This is a genomic window from Paenibacillus sp. HW567 (assembly GCF_000374185.1).
Classification (GTDB): domain Bacteria; phylum Bacillota; class Bacilli; order Paenibacillales; family Paenibacillaceae; genus Paenibacillus_AQ.
Window position 1 is genome coordinate 6,523,988 of record NZ_KB910518.1, and the last position, 18,463, is coordinate 6,542,450.

Genomic DNA, 18,463 nt, shown 5'->3' on the forward strand with positions numbered 1-18,463 from the left:
CAAGGCTGCGCAGCTATTCTTCAGGGGCTGATTCTTGTTCCGCAAACCCTGGAGCTTCAGACCGGCGCGGGTCTGAAGCACTTCTTACGATTTAAGCTTGCGGATCTCCTCCGCTGGAAGCGGAGGGAAGAAGAAGAATCCTTGAATATGATGGCAGTTATGCTTGATTAGAAATTCGAGCTGCTCCTCAGTCTCCACGCCCTCGGCAATCAGCTCATAACCAAGCTGTGAAGCGACAAAAACGATGGATTTAATGATGGTCTCATCAATGGAGCTGACACCAATGCCGGTGATGAAGGTCCGGTCGATTTTGATTTTGTTGACGGGAAAATGCTTCAGATAATTCAGTGAAGAATATTTGGTGCCGAAATCGTCGATGGAGACAACAATGCCGTGGTCGCGCATCTGCTGAAGCACCGGGTAATGCTCTTCCAGAAGGGCGGTGCTCTCCGTAATCTCGAATTCCAGCACATTTGTCTCCAGCCCGTAATGATCAAGGACCGCGAGCAGGTTCTCTATAAGGTTGCGGTTATAGAACCAGCTATTGGAGATATTGATGGATGTGCGCAGCAGCGGCATTCCGGCGGACCTCCACTCGCAGAGCTGACGGCAGACCTCGCGGAGCACCCAGTCCGTAAGCTGAATCATCAGCCCGGCCTCCTCCACGGCAGCGATGAACGCTCCCGGTCCGATAAGGCCCTTCTCCGGGTGGTTCCAGCGGATCAGCGCCTCCATGCCGGTCATTTTACCGGTAACCGCATTGATCTGCGGCTGATAATGGAGCACGAACTCCTCGCGCTCCAGCGCCGAGTGCAAATATTTGGCGACCATCGTTTTCTGCTCCAGCTTCTCGCGCAGATCCCAATCGAAGATGAAATAATTGGCCTCCTCCAGCGATTTGGCCTGATACATCGACATGTCGGCAAATTTCAGCAGATCATCCTTGTTCCGCGAATGCTCCGGGTACAAGGAGACGCCGATACTGGTCGATAGACTGAGATGTGCGCCGGAGATCAGCAGGGTCTCCGAGATCAGTCCGCCGATATGTTCAGCAATAGCGGCAATGTTCTCCCGGGGCAGGTCCGAGAAGAGCATGACGAACTCGTCGCCTCCGGTACGCGCGAACAGCTTGTAAGGCAATTCTCCGTTTTTCAGCCGGTTCGCCAGCGTCCTGATCACCTGGTCACCTGTAGAGTGGCCTAATGTGTCGTTGATTTCCTTAAACCGGTTCAAGTCAAAGAAAAACAAGGTATAGGTCTGTGTCTCATCTGCCGCCTGCAGCAAACGCTCGAATTCATCCAGAAAATACAGCCGGTTCGGAATTTCGGTCAGGCTGTCGAAATGCGCCAGCTTCTCATACAGCCGTTTGGACACACGAAGATCGCGGGTCCGAATGCTGACCACACGCTCCAGCTCGCGGTTGAACCGGCTCTGCTGCCAATAGATATACAGTATGAAAGCAATAACGAGCAGGAAGGCAATGTCGATCCAAAGCACGCTGCGGATAATCTCCCATTTCTTATGGAAAGGCATAGAGACACCCATCAGCCATTGCTGATTATAGATCTTAATAGGAACCGTAATCTGTTGCGCGGCTTTATTGAAGGGATTTCCAAATAAAAAGGTGTGATCCTCAGCCGTTACATATAGATTGGACCCCTTAAGCGGGAGCTGATCCAGAATACTGTCAATCTTCAGGGTGACAGAGACAATACCGGCAAATGAGTTGCCGTTAAAAATAGCTTGTCTGATTACCATGCCGTAGTCGCCCTGGGCCAGTGTCCGGGGACCGTCTACCGTAATACTGCGGGAGCGGATCGTTTCTTGAACCATGCCGGGTGAGGACAGGGCGGGGTCCAGCAGGAGGCTTTTTCCCAGAATCGCTGTATTGCCCGTTAGAGGATAAAGATAGTGGATGAGGCCATCCGGAGCGATCATGATATTCATAACATTGCTTGAGTTGTTGTTGTATGCGGTGACTAAGTATTGATTAATAATTTTTGGATCGGCCTTAAAGCCGACCGTTTGTATAAAGGAGCTGACGCCTTTGACAATCGAGGCTCTTTCTTCAATGTTCGATGTAAGCATGACTGCTTGCGAGGACAAGTCGGCTTTTTCAGCCCGGTATTCGCGGTCAATGGATAGAGAGTAATAGTAGAACAATGAGAGCTGAAGTACGACTAAGAAGCCGAGGATGATCGTTAAAGGCTTTTTATTAAGGAAAGCCATAGAGTGCCTCCGATACCCGAGAAAATTCAACTTGCAATATTGCCGTTCATTTAAAAACAGTTCCCCGCACCGCAGAGGGATGTCGATATATGTCGTAGGTGTTTATATAGCATGTCATTTTTATCGCCTTTGCGCAAGGGGGAAGGTTACAGTTGACCTATAAAAAACCAAAACGGGCAAACACCCTCCGCCTTAAACGGCAGCTTGTATTTACCCGTTGTACAGTCATATCATGATGAGGTTTTTATTAGCAGGCAATACTATTTTTTGAAGATACCGAGCGGAGCTCCTGTTGGCAGGAATGTGCGTCCGAAATGAGCGTTCAGTACGGATGCGCCGCAGCCATACAACGAAACAACACCGATAGCCAGCTCTGCACAGGCGGCCAGCTTGTGGAAGAATTCAGCAGCGATTCCGAAGGAATCCATGGTCAGGCCGAGGAACAGGAAGTCAATTAATACAAAGATGATGAGCAGCACTCTGTTCGCTTCAACTGCACCAAGCGTCATGAAGAGCGTAAACACCAGGTATCCGAGAAATACAAACCCAAGCTGCTTGGGATCTACGCTCTCAGCCAGAACCGTGCCGAATACGCCAAGCTTGATCAGCCAGCTTGCGGCCATTCCGAACCAGAAGAAGGCGTAAGCGCCAAAAGCGGTCATACCAAAGGTGTTGTTGTGCTTGGCATCCTGAATGGATGCGAATAGCTGGGCGAAGGCTCCGAGGAAGATAGCCCAGGGGATGGCGTAGCTGAGACCAGTCGTAATCTCGAGCTTTTGTGAAGAAGCGACCAGGGTGACGATAGCCAGTCCGAACAGGCCGATGGCGCTAGGGTCGGCGGTGATGATTTTGACGGACTGGGTGTTTGGCGATTGCGCTGACATGGGAATAAAAAGCCTCCAATTTTTTCAAAAATGTTCGCATAGTATAACAGCACCCGTTCCCGGGTGCTGTTATCAGCCTGCCTATCATATCATATCGCCAGAAGCTTGCCTACAAAGGAAATGCTCATTTTTTGCTCCAAAACAGATTTTCCCGCAATAAAAATCTGGGAATCTCCCGGGCCGCAATCGGCTTGCTGATATAGTAGCCCTGCAGTTCATCGCTGCCCAGGCGGCGAAGCTTGTCGAACTGCTCCTGCAGCTCGATGCCTTCGGACACGACGCGCAGGCCCAGCTTGTGGCTCAGCTCAATGATGGTTCTGACAAGCACATCGCCCTGCGGATCAGCGGTCATCTCGGCAACAAAGGAGCGGTCGATCTTGATTACATCGACAGGGAAGCGGCGCAGATAACTTAAGGATGAGAAGCCGGTGCCGAAGTCATCGAGGGAGATGCGGAATCCGTGCGCTCTAAGCTGCTGGACCGAATGGAACACTTCATCCCCGGAGATCAGCACACTCTCGGTAATCTCAAGCTCCAGGCTGGAGGGCGGCAGCCCGTATTCACGCAGCAGCTCCAGCAGCAGTTCCAGCAGTCCGGGCTGCATGAGCTGCAGTGCGGAAATATTGACTGCGGCGGTGAGGATCAGGCCGTCTTCCCGGAAGCGGCGCACATCAGCGCATACCTGCCGCAGCACCCACCCGCCGATCCCGACAATGGAGCCGCTGGTCTCTGCGAGGGGGATGAACTCTTCGGGAGAGACCGGCCCGTGAACCGGGCTGTTCCAGCGCAGCAGAGCCTCCACCTTATGCACCTGTAAATCGTCTGTGCGGACAATCGGCTGGTAATGGACCTCGAACTCATTATTGACAGCCGCAGACAGTAATTGCTGGGACAGGATCTTTTTGCGTCTAACGCTGTTCTCCAAATCCTCTGAGTATTGAAAAATATTGTTGCGGCCCGTCTCTTTGACATGGAACATCGCCAGATCAGCCTGCTTGACCAGATAGTCGGCATCTTCTCCGTTCTGGGGATAAATGCTGATTCCGATGCTGGCCGTATTATAGAGCAGATGCCCCTGGATATGGTGCGGCATCGAGAGAGCTTCCTGAATCCTCGACAACTGGGCGGTGATGGCAGAGGAATCGGGGATGTCGGCGAGCAGGATGGTGAACTCATCTCCGCCAAGGCGGGATACGACATCATATTTGCCGACGGCCTTCGATATCCGCAAGGCGGTCTCTTTGAGCATGGCGTCTCCAAAATCATGGCCGAGCGTATCGTTGACGGTCTTGAAATGGTCCAGGTCAATAAATACGAGAGCAATTTGCCTGCTGGTGCCCTTCACTGCGGCAATTGCCGCGTTAAGTTTGGCGAAGAAGAGCGAACGGTTGGGGAGCTGGGTTAACGGATCAAGCATAGATTGCAACTGAAGCTCCTCTTGCGCCTGCTCCAGAGAATGAATCATCCGGTTGAATTCACGCTCCACATCACTGAATTCATCCCGCCCGGTGCTGCTGATACGAATGGATAAATCCTTGCTGTTGCCGATGGCGCGGATATTTCTGATCAATGAATACATCCGGCCCAGAATGAAGCGGTTGGCGAAGATCACGCTGATTACGATGAGCAGTATAGTCATGATTAAGAAAAGCAGCCGGAAGCTGTAAAGCGACTCTTTCCCGTTCTCATATATTTGGCGCGGCTGGCTGAGCGTAATGACTACTCCCGGGTTGCCGAACAGATCGTTCACGACGGTATGAATCGACATCGACTTGCTGGAGGACGGACTCATCCAGACAGACTCTCCCTGGCTTTGTGCAAGCATTCCTGAGGTAACTCTGGCAATCTGAATGCCGGAGGAGGCAGCATTCCAGATATGGTTAACCTCCTCCTGCCGGAGCATTCTTCCGGCAATGGCGGTGCCGGCCACCGGCATGTCTTTGTTGTTGTTGCTTATAGGGTCAAGAGTGATCAGCATCGGGCCCTTATCCAGAATCACAATGCCGGACCTGCTGTCCTCTGCATCTGATAAAGCAGGCAGCCGGCTGTTCATCAATTTGAACAGTGTACGAAGCTCGGTTGTCAGCGGAGACACCCTGCGGAGCTTCGAATCGTATGTGCCGCCGTAAAGAGGAATCCCTGATTTATCGAGCAGAGCTATCACATCGAAGTGGTTGATTTCGTAGGTTGTCGGGGTAAAATTGCTGCGGATAAAAGCTTCCTCCGAGGCAGTCGCTGCTGTATTCAAGCTTTTGAATTCCATGAACCGGTAGGTTTCGTCCCGAAGTGAATAATTCAGCAGTCCGGCCTTCATAGTCAGCAGCTCATTCTGATAGGAAGATACCGCATCCTTCAGCTTGTTCTGCAGATCGGCCTCGTCCAGCTTCTCAAAACGGTTCAGCATGATGAGGTGCAGGAGCAGGTAGGTAGTTCCTATGCCAAGCATGCTAGCGACACTAATGAAGATCATTATTTTTTTGCGCAGCTTCATGATGCTCCCCTTTATTGTAATTCGACTTTATAGGAAATAAGTACCACAATGAACAGTGTACCATGAATAGGGAATATTTTGCAGCGCATTTCTGCCTAAAGTGTCGAAATTTGATGTATAATAATCGACAATGATGAATTTTGCAGTAATATTTGATAGAGTTGCCGTAGTATAGACGTGTTAACTTGACAGATAGGATGATTTGACGTGAATGTAAAAAGTTTTTTAAGGCTGGTTGAGTTGCCGACGAAGGTGGCGAGCATGCTGCCTTTTCTTCTGGGGACATTGTATGCCCTGTACCGGTTCGAGGATTTCAACGTCCTGCGGTTTGTGCTGATGCTCGTGTCCTTGCTGAGCTTTGACATGGCAACAACGGCAATCAACAACTATTACGATTTCAAAAAAGCGGCCAAAACCCAAGGCTACGGCTATGAAACGCATAATGCTATCGTTCATTACAAGCTCAAAGAGCGCACGGTGGTTGCAACGATTGTACTCTTGCTGGTGCTCGCAGTGGGGGGCGGGATAGCCCTTGTTGCTGAGACGGGTCTGCTTGTGTTCCTACTGGGCGGCTTGTCCTTCCTGATTGGCATCCTTTATTCGTTCGGACCCATTCCTATTTCGCGGATGCCGCTTGGCGAGCTGTTCTCCGGGCTGTTCATGGGTTTTGTCATTATTTTCATCTCGGCCTATATTCATTCGGATCATAGTGTGGTGACGCTGCTGCTGTCAGAGGGCTGGATTAGTCTGCATGTGAACATGCGGGAGGTGCTGTATCTCTTCTGGTTCTCGGTGCCGTCCATTCTCGGGATTGCCGGAATTATGCTGGCCAACAATATCTGCGACATTGAGGACGATATGGAGAACCGCCGGTACACGCTGCCTGTGTATATTGGACGGGGGAATGCTCTGCTGCTGTTCAAGCTGCTCTATTATGTCTCTTTTGCCGATCTTGCCGTCCTGCTGCTGCTGGGCGTGAATCCTGTTCTGGTGGCCCTGCTGCTGCTGACGCTGATCCCCCTGCGCCGCAACATTGCGCGCTTCTACGAGAAGCAGGAGAAGGCGGCAACGTTTATCCTGTCCGTCAAAAATTTTGTGCTGATGAGCGCCGCCCGGATTGGCGTGCTTGGTGCGGCAGTTCTATTGAATGCGCTGCTGTAACGCTTGCACACTGATAGAGATATGCCGGGTTCTATGATATTGTTTCACTAGATGCAGGCAGGAAAGTCTATGACAAGGGAGGGTATACTCTTATGGCGCGACAGCTTCGCTGGGGAATTATGGGATGTGCGCAGATTGCAACAGGCTCGGTTATGCCGGCCATTCAGGAATCGGAGACCGGGATCATCGGGGCAGTAGCCAGCCGGGGGCTGGACAAGAGCAGCGCTGTTGCCCGGGAATTCGGCGTAGAGAAGGCTTACGGCAGCTATGAGGAGCTGCTCGCAGACCCGGATATTGACGCGGTGTATATTCCGCTTCCGAATCATCTGCACCGGGAGTGGGTGCTCCGCGCGGCGGAAGCAGGCAAGCATGTGCTATGCGAGAAACCGATTGCCCTAAGCAGTCATGAGGCTGCAGAGATGGCGGAAGCCTGCCGGAAGGCGGGCGTTCATCTGGCCGAGGCTTATATGTACCGGCATCATCCGCGGATTGCCGAGCTGCGGGAGATCATTAAGAGGGGCGATATCGGCGATCTGCGCTCCATTCGCGGAACGTTTACCTACAATGATGCCGAAGACACCTCCAACATCCGCTTCAAGTCGGCGTGGGGCGGAGGGGCTCTGTTCGATGTCGGCTGCTACCCGCTCAGCGCGGCGCGGCTGTTGTTCGGGGCAGAGCCGGAAGCGGCAACCGTGCAGGCGATTTTCTCCCCGGAGCATGATCATGTGGATATGATGGCCTCCGGCCTGGTCGAATTCCCCGGCGGCGTCAGCCTGATCTTCGACTGCGGCATGTGGGCCTACAACCGCCAACTGCTGGAGGTGCTTGGCACTGAAGGCCGGATCGAGATTCCGATGCCGTTCAATGCCAGATTCGAGGATGCCGCCTTTTACGTGCATACCGGCGGGCAGGTGAAGCGTGTGGAAGCAACTGGAGCTAATCCGTATGTCCGGCAGGCCGATGATTTTGCCGCCGCCGTCTTCGGAGCGGAGCCGGTAGCTGCCGCAGAGGACCCTGTACTGAACATGAAGCTGATTGAGGCCTGCCTTAAGTCCGCGCGTCAGCGGGAGAGAATCAGTCTGAAGCGGGAATAGCACTCTATTCTATACGAATACAGGATTCTACATTTAGCGGCCTTTGGGCTGCTTTTTTTATGATTTCGGGGTGCTGAATCGGGCAATCTTGTAGCAATTCCTAATAGGTGAACGATGTAAAATTTGTTAGAATAGGAATTGAATTAAAGTGTATATGTTTGGAAGTACATAACGGAGTCTGAAAGGAGATTTGGTAATGGGCCTTGCAGAAGAGCCGGTCATTTCAATTTCCGGTTTATGGATGAATTACAGCGACCGGATGGTGCTGCGGGGGATTGACCTCGAAGTACACAGAGGACAGATTATCGGCTACATCGGTCCCAATGGCGCAGGCAAGAGCACTACGGTGAAGATTATGCTGGGGCTGGTGGAGGGCTATACCGGCACGGTAAGGATTTTTGGCAGAGATATTGCCGACGGGGATACCGCTTACAAGCGAAGAATCGGGTATGTGCCCGAAATTGCCGAGCTGTATGACAGCCTGACCGCGAGAGAGTATCTGACGTTTATTGGCGAGCTGTACGGCATGAAGCGCAGTGAAGCCGATATCAAGGCCGAGAAGCTGATGACGCTGCTGAATCTCGACAAAGCCTACGATATGCGTATCGCCTCCTATTCCAAAGGGATGAAGCAAAAGGTGCTCCTGATCTCCAGCATGCTGCATGATCCCGATATTCTGTTCCTGGATGAGCCGCTTAGCGGACTCGATGCCAACAGTGTCATGGTGGTGAAGGAAATATTCGCCTCCCTTGCTGCGAAGGGCAAAACGATCTTTTATTCCTCGCATATCATGGATGTCGTAGAGAAGATCAGCAGCCGGATCATTCTGCTCAGCGGCGGGGATATTGTGGCGGACGGAAGCTTTGCGCAGCTTCAGGAGAGAAGCCGGGAAGGGTCGCTGGAGGAGATATTTAATCAGTTGACCGGATTCGATAAATACCGGGATATTGCCGGCGAGTTTGTTGCGGTTATTGGAGAAGGTGCTCCGCATGAATGATTTTTACATACTGAAGCTGCTTGACCGGCTGAAGGGCGGGTTCAGGAGAGCCCACGTGGACTATGAGATGCTGCGCAGCATTCTTCAGGTCAAGCTGACGATGGACGGAAGGCGGACACCGACAGTGCTCTCCGGCGGTGCACAGAAAAAAAATCAGGGAACCGAAGGCTCGCCGCTGCGGATACAGTGGATCTATTTATTGCTCGGGTTCATGCTGATCCTGTTCATCGTGCCTGATGGCAATTATATGCTGATGATGAGCATGGTGTTTGCGATCTCGATGTTTATAATCGCGACCACCCTGATTTCCGATTTCTCGTCGGTCATGCTCGATTTGCGGGACAAGAATATCCTGTTCTCCAAGCCGGTTGACCGCCGGACGCTGAACATGGCCAAGATCATCCATATTCTCATTTATCTGCTCACCTTAACACTGACCTTTATGGGGCCCTCGCTGGTGGTTTCTTTGTTTATGCAAGGGGGGGTGTTCTTTCTGATTTATGCGGCGGGAGTCCTGCTTATGGACTGTTTCATACTGGTAGTTACTGCGCTGCTCTATCTGTTGATCTTAAGGATTTTTGACGGGGAAAAGCTTAAGGATCTCATCAACTATATTCAAATTATTCTATCGGTTGGAACTGTAGTAGGCTATCAACTGGTTCCGCGCCTCTTCGATAGTACTGATATGGCGGGTACATTCCAGCCCGCCTGGTGGCAATACCTCGTAGCGCCTGTCTGGTTCGCCGCTCCGTTTGAGGTGCTGATGGGCGGAAGCAGGGGAACGGAGCTGATCGTGCTTGCGGTGCTGGCCCTTGCAGTCCCGGTGGTGCTGCTGCTTGCTTATATTAAGCTGATGCCGGTGTTCGAACGGAATCTGCAGAAGCTGTCAGAGCAAGGGGCTGGCGGCAAAGACAGCGGCCGTGTGGCGGGCCGGTTGTCAGAGCTTTTTTGCCGGAACAAGATCGAGGCCATGTTCTTCCGGTTCACCTGGTCGATGATGAGGAATGAACGTGATTTCAAGCTGAAGGTATACCCGACGATTGGCTTATCCTTAGTGCTGCCGTTCATCTTTATATTCAACCAGGTATGGAGCGGGGATCTGGCATCGCTGAAGGACTCCAGAGCTTATCTGTTCATTTATTTCAGCGGTCTGCTGCTGATGACCGTAGTGCAAATGCTGCGTTACTCTGCAAGCTACAAAGGGGCATGGATTTACAGAACCATCCCGCTGCCCGAAACGGCTCCGGTGTACCGTGGAATGCTCAAGGCTGGGGTGCTGCGGCTCCTGCTCCCGCTGTTTGCCCTGGAAGCGGCTATATTCATCTGGCTCTTCGGTATGCGCATACTGCCCGATCTGGCTGCTGTACTGCTGGTATTGCTGCTGTATACGGTGATATGCTTCCGTGTGCTGCCGCAAGCGTTGCCTTTCTCGGAGAAATATGAGGCCGCGAAGCAAAAGGATTTTCAGGGAAGCGCCTTTGCTCTGTTGTTCATCCTGATCGGACTGGGCGGGCTGCATTTTGCAATCACCCTGTTACCTTCCGGAGTTTACATCTATCTGGTAATTCTGGTAGCTGCAAATTGGTGGATTTGGCGTAGAAGCTTCCCCGGCAGCGCTTCTCGATCCGGACAAATTCCAACCCTTCGCGCCTGAAGCCGACATGCAAATATGGACATTTTTTGCCGGCCTCAAAAAAGGGGTTCCAGTTCCAGTATTTACTTAGACAGCCTGCTAAATACAAGGTAGAATACACCTACAGTTAACTTTCAGGGATGGCCTATATTATCTTTATGCACTCTTCCATTTATCTGATATTCGTATATTGATAGTTACTTGAGAAACATACAGCAGCGACTATGATAATTTAACCGGTGAAGAGGTCGACTATGGATCAAATGGGAATCCACTATAATTTCTGGATTGTTTTACTATCTTTTATACTCTCGGCGGCCGCAGCTTTTTCGGCACTGAGTCTGATTTCACAAATCTCCCATTCCACAGGCAGAGCCAGACTCATATGGCTGCTGTCCGGCGCCTGTGTGCTTGGCAGCGGGATATGGGCGATCCATTTCGTGGGAATCATGGCGCTGCATCTGCCCTTCAAGGTCAGCTATGACCTGGGCCGGGCTGTGTCGTCGCTGCTGCTCATTATGCTTGCCTGCTACTTGTCGCTGTGGATCGCTGCTGTTCTCCGTCAAAGGCCGGGGCTTGTAGCCAGCGGGCTTATTCTCGGCAGCGGCATTGCTGCCATGCATTATGTTGGAATGTCCTCTATGAAGATGGAAGCGAAGATCCATTATGAGTCGACAACCCAGGTGCTGTCTATTATAGTTGCTTTTTCAGCCTCATATGTTGGGGTGCTTCTGCTCCGCAAGTTCAAGGATTATACCGGCTTCAGCCGCTGGAAGCTGTATTCCGCGGTGTTCATCGGGCTCGCGGTCACCGGGATGCATTATATCAGTCTGAGAACAAGCCATATAGCTTACGATAGTTGGTCCGCTGCGAAGCCCTTTCAGGTAGATACGGATGTTATTTTGCTGACAGGGGTTTCACTTGTAACGCTGCTAATGCTCGCAGTGTCCGGCGGCGCGGTCTTCCTGGACCGGCATATGCTGGAGCGGATGGCTTACAATGATCCGCTCACGGAACTGCCGAACCGGCATGGGCTTGAACGGTATTTCAAGGAAGAATTCTTCGGCAGCAGCTCGGGTGCGGTGTTTTTTGTCGATCTGGACCGCTTTAAGTCGATCAACGACACGCTGGGTCATGACATCGGGGATATGCTGCTGCAGGAGGTTGCCGAACGCTTGAGATGCTGCATCGGCACGAAAGGGAAGGTATTCCGGCTGGGCGGCGATGAATTTCTAATTGCGCTGCCTGAGAGTACCGTGGAGGAAGCCCAGGAAGCGGCGCAGCATATTTTGCAGGAAGTGAAGAAGCCTTACAACATTGTAGGCAACGAGCTGTATATTACGGCAAGCGTCGGAATCAGCATGAATCCGCTGCATGGGACAGACCGCTCTGCGCTGATGAGGGCGGCCGACACTGCACTCTACACCTCCAAGGATTCCGGCAAGAATAAATTCAGCATCTTCGATCAGGAAATGAACCGCCACCAGCTTCGTCGGATGTCGCTGGAGAAGGATTTGCGCAAAGCGCTGGCCCGTTCGGAATTCATGGTTGTCTACCAGCCCAAATGGGATTCGCTGATGAATGTGACGGTTGGACTTGAAGCACTGCTGCGCTGGAGACACCCGGAGCACGGAATTATTTCACCGGCTGAATTCATCCCCATCGCCGAGGAGACCGGACTGATCGTACCCATTACCTATTGGATGCTGCATGATGTATGCGGACAGAATATGCTCTGGCATAAGGCAAAGGTGGCGAGTGTTGCCGTCTCCATCAACATGTCAGCCCGAATGTTCGATGGCGGCAGTCTCTGTGATGTGGTTGAGGAGGCGCTCGTACGCTCGGGTCTGGAGCCGCATTTCCTCGAACTGGAGATTACAGAGTCCATTGCGATGAATAATATGGAAGAGACGGTAGCCCAGCTCTCCAAGCTGCGGAATCTTGGGGTCCGGGTGTCGCTGGATGACTTCGGAACCGGGTTCTCTTCACTCGGCAATCTGGATGAAATTCCGGTGAATACGCTGAAGATTGACCAGGTGTTCATCCGCAAGAGTAAGATGCACTCCAAAAAAGCGATTATCAGCAATATCATCGCCATTGCCAGCAATCTCAACATGGAGGTTGTCGCCGAAGGCGTGGAAACAACGGAACAGATTGAGCTGCTGCAATCGCTGGGCTGCCGGGTAATGCAGGGCTTTTATTACGGCAGGCCGATGCCTGTCAGCGAGCTGGGGCAATGGTTCAGCGAGAATACAGCGTAATTGGATACATAAATATAAATTCAAAACGGCTATGCTGTCCGGTTAAGGACAGCGTAGCCTTTTTTACGTCTTGGGCTAAGGACTCTGCCTGAGTTCGAAGGAAGCAAATGGAGTGTTGGTTCATTGGCAATTCAATTTCCTTTATAATTAAAAGAAGGGAATTTAAGGGTTTGTATAGAATGTATTGAACTTGACATAAAAAGGAATTCAATACTCAGATCAGGGGGGATCTATTTGATCAAGCGTTCATTTTATTATCTGTGGGGGTCTCAGACGATCTCGAATATCGCAGATATCATCTACATTTTGAGTATAACGGTGCTGGTGTTCAGTTCAACTAATTCTCTAATGCAGACCACTTTAATTCCGTTGTTCCGTTTGTCTGCCCAAGTGGTTAGCGGGCTGGTTGCACCTATCATTCTCAGCCGGTTCAGGCTCACGCGGATTTTGCTGTTCTCCCAGCTTGGGCAGTTTGTCATTTTTACACTGCTGCTGCTTTACTTGTGGACCACGCCTGGGCGAGGGGCGTTTCCTCTTATTTTTATAATGGTGTTTGGCATGTCATTTCTGGATGGGTGGACTAACCCGGCACGAAATGCGCTTGTTCCCCGCTTGGCAACCGGCGAGGGGCTCATGCGTGCGAATGGTTTGGTGGCAGTTAGTGATCAAGTCGTTAGATGTGCAGGATGGGCACTCAGCGGGATTATTGTAGCCTGGATCGGTTCACTGAATACGCTATTGATTGCATCCTGTTGTTACATTGTGGCGGCGATTGTCACTTCATTCATTCGCGATCCGCTGGATCAACAGGAATCAGGCCCCGAATCTCCAATCCCCGCTGCCCGTCCGCCAGCAGCCGAATCTAAGGGCTCTTATTGGAAAGAGCTTGGTGAAGGGTGGCAGATCATTTGGCACAACCGCCGCATCCGTTCTCTGATGATCGTGGACAGTATAGACACCATTGGGGGAACCTCCTGGCTCGGTGCGTTCATTCTGGCGTATGTAACTCAGGTGCTGCATAAGGATGCAAGCTGGTGGGGGTTTATGAATGCCTCCTTTTTCTCCGGTACCATTCTGGGCGGGCTGGTTGTTGTCGGCTTGGTCAAACGGCTGCAAAAGAACAGTTACTTGTACATGCTGGGAGCATTGCTCGTGTATGTGCTGATTACAGCAGTGTTCGCTCTCAATACGATACCGGCTGCTGCACTTGTTCTTTTTGCCGTTTCAGGATTACCGGTGCAAATGGCTGGAATTATTCGCCGTACCCTGCTGCAGACCAGCGCTCCGGCTGCCGGACTCCCAAAAGTGATGGCAGGAATTGATGTGCTTACGAACCTTGCCTTTGGTTTATCATTGTTGTTCTTGGGTTGGTATGCAGACCGCTTTGGAATGGTTCAGGTGTATCTGCTGGCTGCGGCTATGACGACAATAGCCGTCTTGGTCGGGTGGTTCTACCGGAGGGATTTTCAGGAGACTAAGCAAGCGGATGAGCCAACCGTCATGAATGCGGGGATTAGAAGCTGAGATTGCTTGAGGCTGGAGCAGAGAAGCCCTGCAATCTTTCTGGCGGGTGAGGAATGGAAGCTTGGTGAGAAAAAAAGGAGCCAGCGGACAAATGACCGCTGGCTAGAAATTTTAGACCTTGAAATTCTCAACCACAACCTGGAGCTTCTCCGCCAGTGAGGAGAGGAAGGCAGCAGAGGATTCGACCTCCTCCATAGCCGCAAGCTGCTCCTGTGAGGAGGCGGAGAGCGTCGCGGCGCCGTCAGCGGTCTGATTAGAGATAGCAACAATCTTCTGGATCGCTTCAACCAGTCCTTCCGAGATCAGGGCAAGCTCGCGGACCGTTGCCGAAATTTGCTGGCTTTGTGCAGACATGTCGGAGACGGAAAGCTCAATTGCGGAGAAGGAATAACCCGCGGATCTGATCATTTCCTGACCCTGCTGCATCTCATGGGAAGAATGCAGCATCGTTTCTCCAGCTTTATCCATCTGGTTTATAATCAGGCTTACCAATCCGCCGATTTGTCTCGCCGATGCAGAGGAACGCTCTGCAAGCTTGCGAATGGAGTTGGCGACAACGGCAAAGCCCCGGCCTTCCTCACCGGCGCGCGCAGCTTCAATAGCGGCATTCAGTGCCAGCAGGTTGGTCTCTTCCGCGATGCTGGTTATCGTGCCGATAATATTCTCGATTTCCTTGGAGTGGCTGCCCAGCGTTTCAATGATGGCTGATAAATCTTCGATGCTTCCGCCCACTACGCCCATTTGAGAGGTGGTGGACTCCATCGACTCCCGGCCGGAGCGGGCTTTTTGGGCATTGTCTGCGGCCGTGTTCATTGCACTGTCCGCGTTGCCGGCTATCTCGGTGATAAAGCGTGACATATCCTGTACAGCCTTGAAGCTTCCCTCAAGGTCATGCAGTTGGGTGTTCGCGCCATCTGCCAGCTCAATAGTAACGTTCACACTATGCTCACCGGCCCGGTTCGTTTCCTGGGCGCTGGCGGACAGCTCCTGGGACGAAGAGGCGACCAGCATAGAGGTATCATTGACCTGGGTAATCAGGTCGCGCAGATTCAGCGTCATCGCGCCAATGTCACGTGCCAGGGTCCCGATCTCATCCTTGCTTGTGAACAGCAGCGGATCGCGGGTAAGATCTCCCTTGGCAACGGTGTTCACTGAGCTGGACAGCTTGGTCAGCGGACTTACCATCCGGCGAATCAACAGATAGGCGGCAAGGATCGCCACAACCAGAATGGAGGCGCCAATAATGAAGGGCTGAACAATGATATCCATCGTCCGTTCCTTGATTAACGGGCCGTCAAAATTGATAGCCATCAAGGCGATAATTGGTTTTGTAGGATCATGATCCTGGTAAATAGGGCCGTATCCGGTTTTAAGCGAAATCCCTTGGTATGTATAAACCTTGGAATATGCGGAATGCTTCATGGTAGTTATCATTCTCTTGTCTTCATCCGTGAAGTAGAAGGAATCCCCTGCTTTGTAGCCTCTTTTCTTCAAGTTGGCATCAGCAGCGAGTATTTTTCCATCCAGAGACAGAATAAAGGCCTCTTTAAAAATAGGCTTATGCCCCACGATCCAGCCTATCCGGTCTTCAACGGCAGCAACCTTGCTGTTGTCTCCGCCGGCCAGTGCCGATATATCAGCGGGATCAACGAGACCGGTCGTAATATTGGCGCAGCCTACTAACTCGATCCCCGCAGCTTCATCCACTTGATGATATGCAGCACGGTATCCGAAGAATCCAATGGAGGACCCGACGAGAAGCAATACGACGAGCATCATCCAGGTTAATTTTGTAGCCAACTTCATTATTTGCACCACCAGCCTGATTCTTATTGTTTTCAGTGATATCTGCTATCACTGCTGCTACGATTATATATCATGACTGCTGGTAGAGCATTAACGAGAATATAGTATTTTTGTGTCGAATGGGCGACAAAAGGATTGAATCATGGCCTGCGATAATGGTACGCTGGAAGCAGGATTAACGGACTGGGAGCTGAAAGGGATGTCGCAACAAATTGATCCGTTGGTAGAGCAGCTAGGATTATCCATGTGGAAGGTTCAGCGCAAAATTACATCGCAAATGTCCCTGCATAAAGAAATCGGCCTAACAGTGCCGCAATTCGGACTGCTGCGGGTTATTGCTCAGGAGAAAAACGCGCGTGTCATTCAACTGGCTGACAAGCTGGAGGTCAAATCCAGTGCGGTTACCGTTATGCTGGATCGTCTTGAGCTGCTGGGCCTCAGCGCACGCGAGCCGGACGAAAATGACCGCAGGGCTGTGATCGTTACTCTTACCGGAAAGGGTCAGGAGTTGCTTGAAGAAGGGAAACGTCGTTTCTTATTGCTGCTCACCGAGCATTTATCAATTCTGAAGCCGGAGGAGCTGCACAACCTTGCCGACTATTATTTAATGCTTGAGAGGCAGGAACGTTAACAGCAGCAGCTTGAACAATAAAAGCCGCGCTCCGTAAATCCGGAACGCGGCTTTTTATAGTACGCAGAAAGCTTATTCTGCTTTTTTCACCCGATCCGGAAGCTGCATAACGTAGCTGTTCGAGAGCTGGCGCAACCGCAAAGCGCGGTTGTATTCATCCTCGGTTCCGGCTGGCGTCTTGCCGCCGGCGGCAAGGGTGAACTGTGTGTTATCCTCGAAGCTGTTGCCGGGAATCAGCAGCCCGGAGGTGGCGATGAAGGAGCCGGTTGGCAGATAGTACCGCTGCGGCAGCAGATTGTAGGACTGGCTCAGCAGGTCCTGACCAAAATGGATATTGTTGTCCATTGATACACCCAGCAGACTGGCCGCAGTAGGCATAATATCCACTTCGCCTCCAACATGATCCACTGTCTGCGGCGAAATGGCGCCCTCCGCATGAATGATCAGCGGGATATTGAGCATATCGGGATATTCATAATCATGCCCGTAGATTTCCGTCATTAATTCCTTGTCATCATGGTCCAGCGAATAAATCGGCAATCCCATATGGTCTCCGTAGACCATGATCAGGCTGTCATCCCATATTCCATTCGCCTTAAGCTCATCCACGAACTGTCCGAATGCATAGTCGGCATAATTCTGGGCACGGACATAGTCACCGACGAACGTGCCTTCATACCGCTCCGGCAGCTTCATCTTGTATTTTTCCGCAGGAATGGTAAACGGATGATGGGCAGACATTGAAATGACCTGGGCGTAAAAAGGCTTGCTGTCCGCATCCATTTCCTTCAGCTTATCTGCGGTTTTGCGGTAGAGCACTTCATCCGAAGGCCCGAAGAAAAACGAATCCTCGTCGCCAAAAAACTTATGATCATAATATTTCTCCCAGCCAAGCGCGTTGTACAGCTCTCCGCGGTTCCAGAACTCCACATCATTGGTGTGGAAGGTAACGGTCTGGTAGCCGCTATTCTGCAGCAGTCTTGGCAAACTTGGCAGTTCTTTGTCTACATAAGACATCGTTGCCGCCCCCTGAGGCGGAATATAGAAGGAAGAGTTGACGACGAACTCGGCGTCCGATGTATTCCCTTGCCCGACCATCTGATAGAAGTTAGGAAAGTACAGGCTGTTCTTCATCAAGCGGTTGAGGTTCGGCGTAATCTCCTGTCCGTCCACCTTCAGCCCGAGCAGAAAGTTCTGGAACGACTCCAATTGAACAATAATCAGATTCTTGCCTTTGGCGGCGCCTTGAAGCGGGGAGACAGCGGCAGCGTCCAGTCCCTTCAATTTGTCGATGGCATCCTGCGTTATTTCGCTGGTATTCACAATCTCCGGTTTGTCATTAGCAAATATCGTGTAGGCCTCATAATTCAAAATGCCCATTTCCTGTGCCTTCTTGATCTCATTCATGCTGGCCTTGTTGGGCAGGATATTGAACAGGCAAAGCGCCAGCGAGACGGTAAACAGAAGAGTGTGCGAGAGTTTCCCGCGGTGGTAATTAATGTTATCCTTTTTGTAGGCCCGACCCTTCTTATTCAGGAAAAAGTAGAAGCCCAGAACGATAATGTCGGCAAAAATCAGCAGATAATACGGGTCCATCAGCGAGAAGACGCTGTTGCGCACAGCCGTAACCTGATTCACCTGCTCCGCCGCATGATAAGTAACGATGACTCCGTAATACTTGAAGTACATAATGGCGGCAAAAAAGATTGCGGTAACCAGCAAATTGACCGTCATGTAATAGCCTAGCTTCCG

Annotated in this window: 12 protein-coding genes; 7 read left to right on the forward strand and 5 right to left on the reverse strand. The window is 51.5% G+C overall.

All coding sequences use genetic code 11. The features are described from left to right. Positions 1–84: 84 nt before the first annotated feature. From B212_RS33520 to B212_RS33525, 3 genes are all read right to left on the reverse strand, one after another. Positions 85–2,229: a bifunctional diguanylate cyclase/phosphodiesterase gene (locus B212_RS33520; RefSeq protein WP_019914892.1), complete on the reverse strand. Its 2,145-nt coding sequence runs from the start codon at positions 2,227–2,229 to the stop codon at positions 85–87. Positions 2,230–2,489: 260 nt separating this feature from the next. Continuing rightward, positions 2,490–3,113: an acetate uptake transporter gene (locus B212_RS0129195; RefSeq protein ID WP_019914893.1), complete on the reverse strand. Its 624-nt coding sequence runs from the start codon at positions 3,111–3,113 to the stop codon at positions 2,490–2,492. 124 nt (positions 3,114–3,237) lie between these two features. Then, positions 3,238–5,604 carry a bifunctional diguanylate cyclase/phosphodiesterase gene (locus tag B212_RS33525; RefSeq protein WP_019914894.1) on the reverse strand — a complete coding sequence of 789 codons (2,367 nt, stop codon included), beginning with the start codon at positions 5,602–5,604 and terminating at the stop codon, positions 3,238–3,240. A 207-nt stretch (positions 5,605–5,811) separates the two neighbouring features. Here B212_RS33525 and B212_RS0129205 point away from each other — a divergent pair, with 207 nt between their 5' ends. The 6 genes from B212_RS0129205 to B212_RS0129230 all read left to right on the forward strand — a co-directional run bounded on the left by B212_RS0129205 (position 5,812) and on the right by B212_RS0129230 (position 14,274). Continuing rightward, a complete protein-coding gene (locus tag B212_RS0129205; protein WP_019914895.1) occupies positions 5,812–6,765 on the forward strand; it encodes a 1,4-dihydroxy-2-naphthoate polyprenyltransferase in 954 nt (317 codons plus the stop codon). A 92-nt stretch (positions 6,766–6,857) separates the two neighbouring features. After that, entirely contained in the window at positions 6,858–7,859 is a 1,002-nt protein-coding gene (locus B212_RS0129210; protein ID WP_019914896.1) for a Gfo/Idh/MocA family protein, read from the forward strand. Between the two features lie 196 nt (positions 7,860–8,055). Beyond that, entirely contained in the window at positions 8,056–8,856 is an 801-nt protein-coding gene (locus tag B212_RS0129215; RefSeq protein ID WP_019914897.1) for an ABC transporter ATP-binding protein, read from the forward strand. Then, positions 8,849–10,510 carry a hypothetical protein gene (locus tag B212_RS32755; protein ID WP_019914898.1) on the forward strand — a complete coding sequence of 554 codons (1,662 nt, stop codon included), beginning with the start codon at positions 8,849–8,851 and terminating at the stop codon, positions 10,508–10,510. Before B212_RS0129215 ends, B212_RS32755 begins: the two co-directional genes overlap by 8 nt. A gap of 233 nt (positions 10,511–10,743) precedes the next feature. Next, positions 10,744–12,750 carry a putative bifunctional diguanylate cyclase/phosphodiesterase gene (locus B212_RS0129225; protein ID WP_019914899.1) on the forward strand — a complete coding sequence of 669 codons (2,007 nt, stop codon included), beginning with the start codon at positions 10,744–10,746 and terminating at the stop codon, positions 12,748–12,750. A gap of 234 nt (positions 12,751–12,984) precedes the next feature. After that, positions 12,985–14,274 (forward strand): MFS transporter, encoded by a 1,290-nt coding sequence (locus B212_RS0129230; protein WP_019914900.1) that lies wholly within the window; start codon positions 12,985–12,987, stop codon positions 14,272–14,274. A 111-nt stretch (positions 14,275–14,385) separates the two neighbouring features. On the opposite strand, the gene B212_RS0129235 is transcribed toward B212_RS0129230, so the two are convergent. Then, positions 14,386–16,080 (reverse strand): methyl-accepting chemotaxis protein, encoded by a 1,695-nt coding sequence (locus B212_RS0129235; protein ID WP_019914901.1) that lies wholly within the window; start codon positions 16,078–16,080, stop codon positions 14,386–14,388. Positions 16,081–16,222: 142 nt separating this feature from the next. Between B212_RS0129235 and B212_RS32760 the strand changes: the two genes are divergently transcribed. Further along, positions 16,223–16,711: a MarR family winged helix-turn-helix transcriptional regulator gene (locus B212_RS32760; RefSeq protein ID WP_019914902.1), complete on the forward strand. Its 489-nt coding sequence runs from the start codon at positions 16,223–16,225 to the stop codon at positions 16,709–16,711. A 72-nt stretch (positions 16,712–16,783) separates the two neighbouring features. Here the strand turns inward: B212_RS32760 and B212_RS0129245 are convergent, their stop codons facing one another. Further along, complete coding sequence (locus B212_RS0129245) at positions 16,784–18,445, reverse strand: LTA synthase family protein (RefSeq protein ID WP_232231516.1); 1,662 nt, start codon at positions 18,443–18,445, stop codon at positions 16,784–16,786. Positions 18,446–18,463 lie beyond the last annotated feature (18 nt).

Excerpts from the sequence above, each read along its gene's own strand:
- B212_RS32760 (WP_019914902.1), top strand. The coding sequence starts at position 16,223 with ATGGCCTGCGATAATGGTACGCTGGAAGCAGGATTAACGGACTGGGAG.
- B212_RS32755 (WP_019914898.1), top strand. The coding sequence starts at position 8,849 with ATGAATGATTTTTACATACTGAAGCTGCTTGACCGGCTGAAGGGCGGG.
- B212_RS0129195 (WP_019914893.1), bottom strand. The coding sequence starts at position 3,113 with ATGTCAGCGCAATCGCCAAACACCCAGTCCGTCAAAATCATCACCGCC.
- B212_RS33520 (WP_019914892.1), bottom strand. The coding sequence starts at position 2,229 with ATGGCTTTCCTTAATAAAAAGCCTTTAACGATCATCCTCGGCTTCTTA.
- B212_RS0129235 (WP_019914901.1), bottom strand. The coding sequence starts at position 16,080 with ATGAAGTTGGCTACAAAATTAACCTGGATGATGCTCGTCGTATTGCTT.
- B212_RS0129225 (WP_019914899.1), top strand. The coding sequence starts at position 10,744 with ATGGATCAAATGGGAATCCACTATAATTTCTGGATTGTTTTACTATCT.
- B212_RS0129210 (WP_019914896.1), top strand. The coding sequence starts at position 6,858 with ATGGCGCGACAGCTTCGCTGGGGAATTATGGGATGTGCGCAGATTGCA.
- B212_RS0129215 (WP_019914897.1), top strand. The coding sequence starts at position 8,056 with ATGGGCCTTGCAGAAGAGCCGGTCATTTCAATTTCCGGTTTATGGATG.
- B212_RS33525 (WP_019914894.1), bottom strand. The coding sequence starts at position 5,604 with ATGAAGCTGCGCAAAAAAATAATGATCTTCATTAGTGTCGCTAGCATG.
- B212_RS0129245 (WP_232231516.1), bottom strand. The coding sequence starts at position 18,445 with ATGACGGTCAATTTGCTGGTTACCGCAATCTTTTTTGCCGCCATTATG.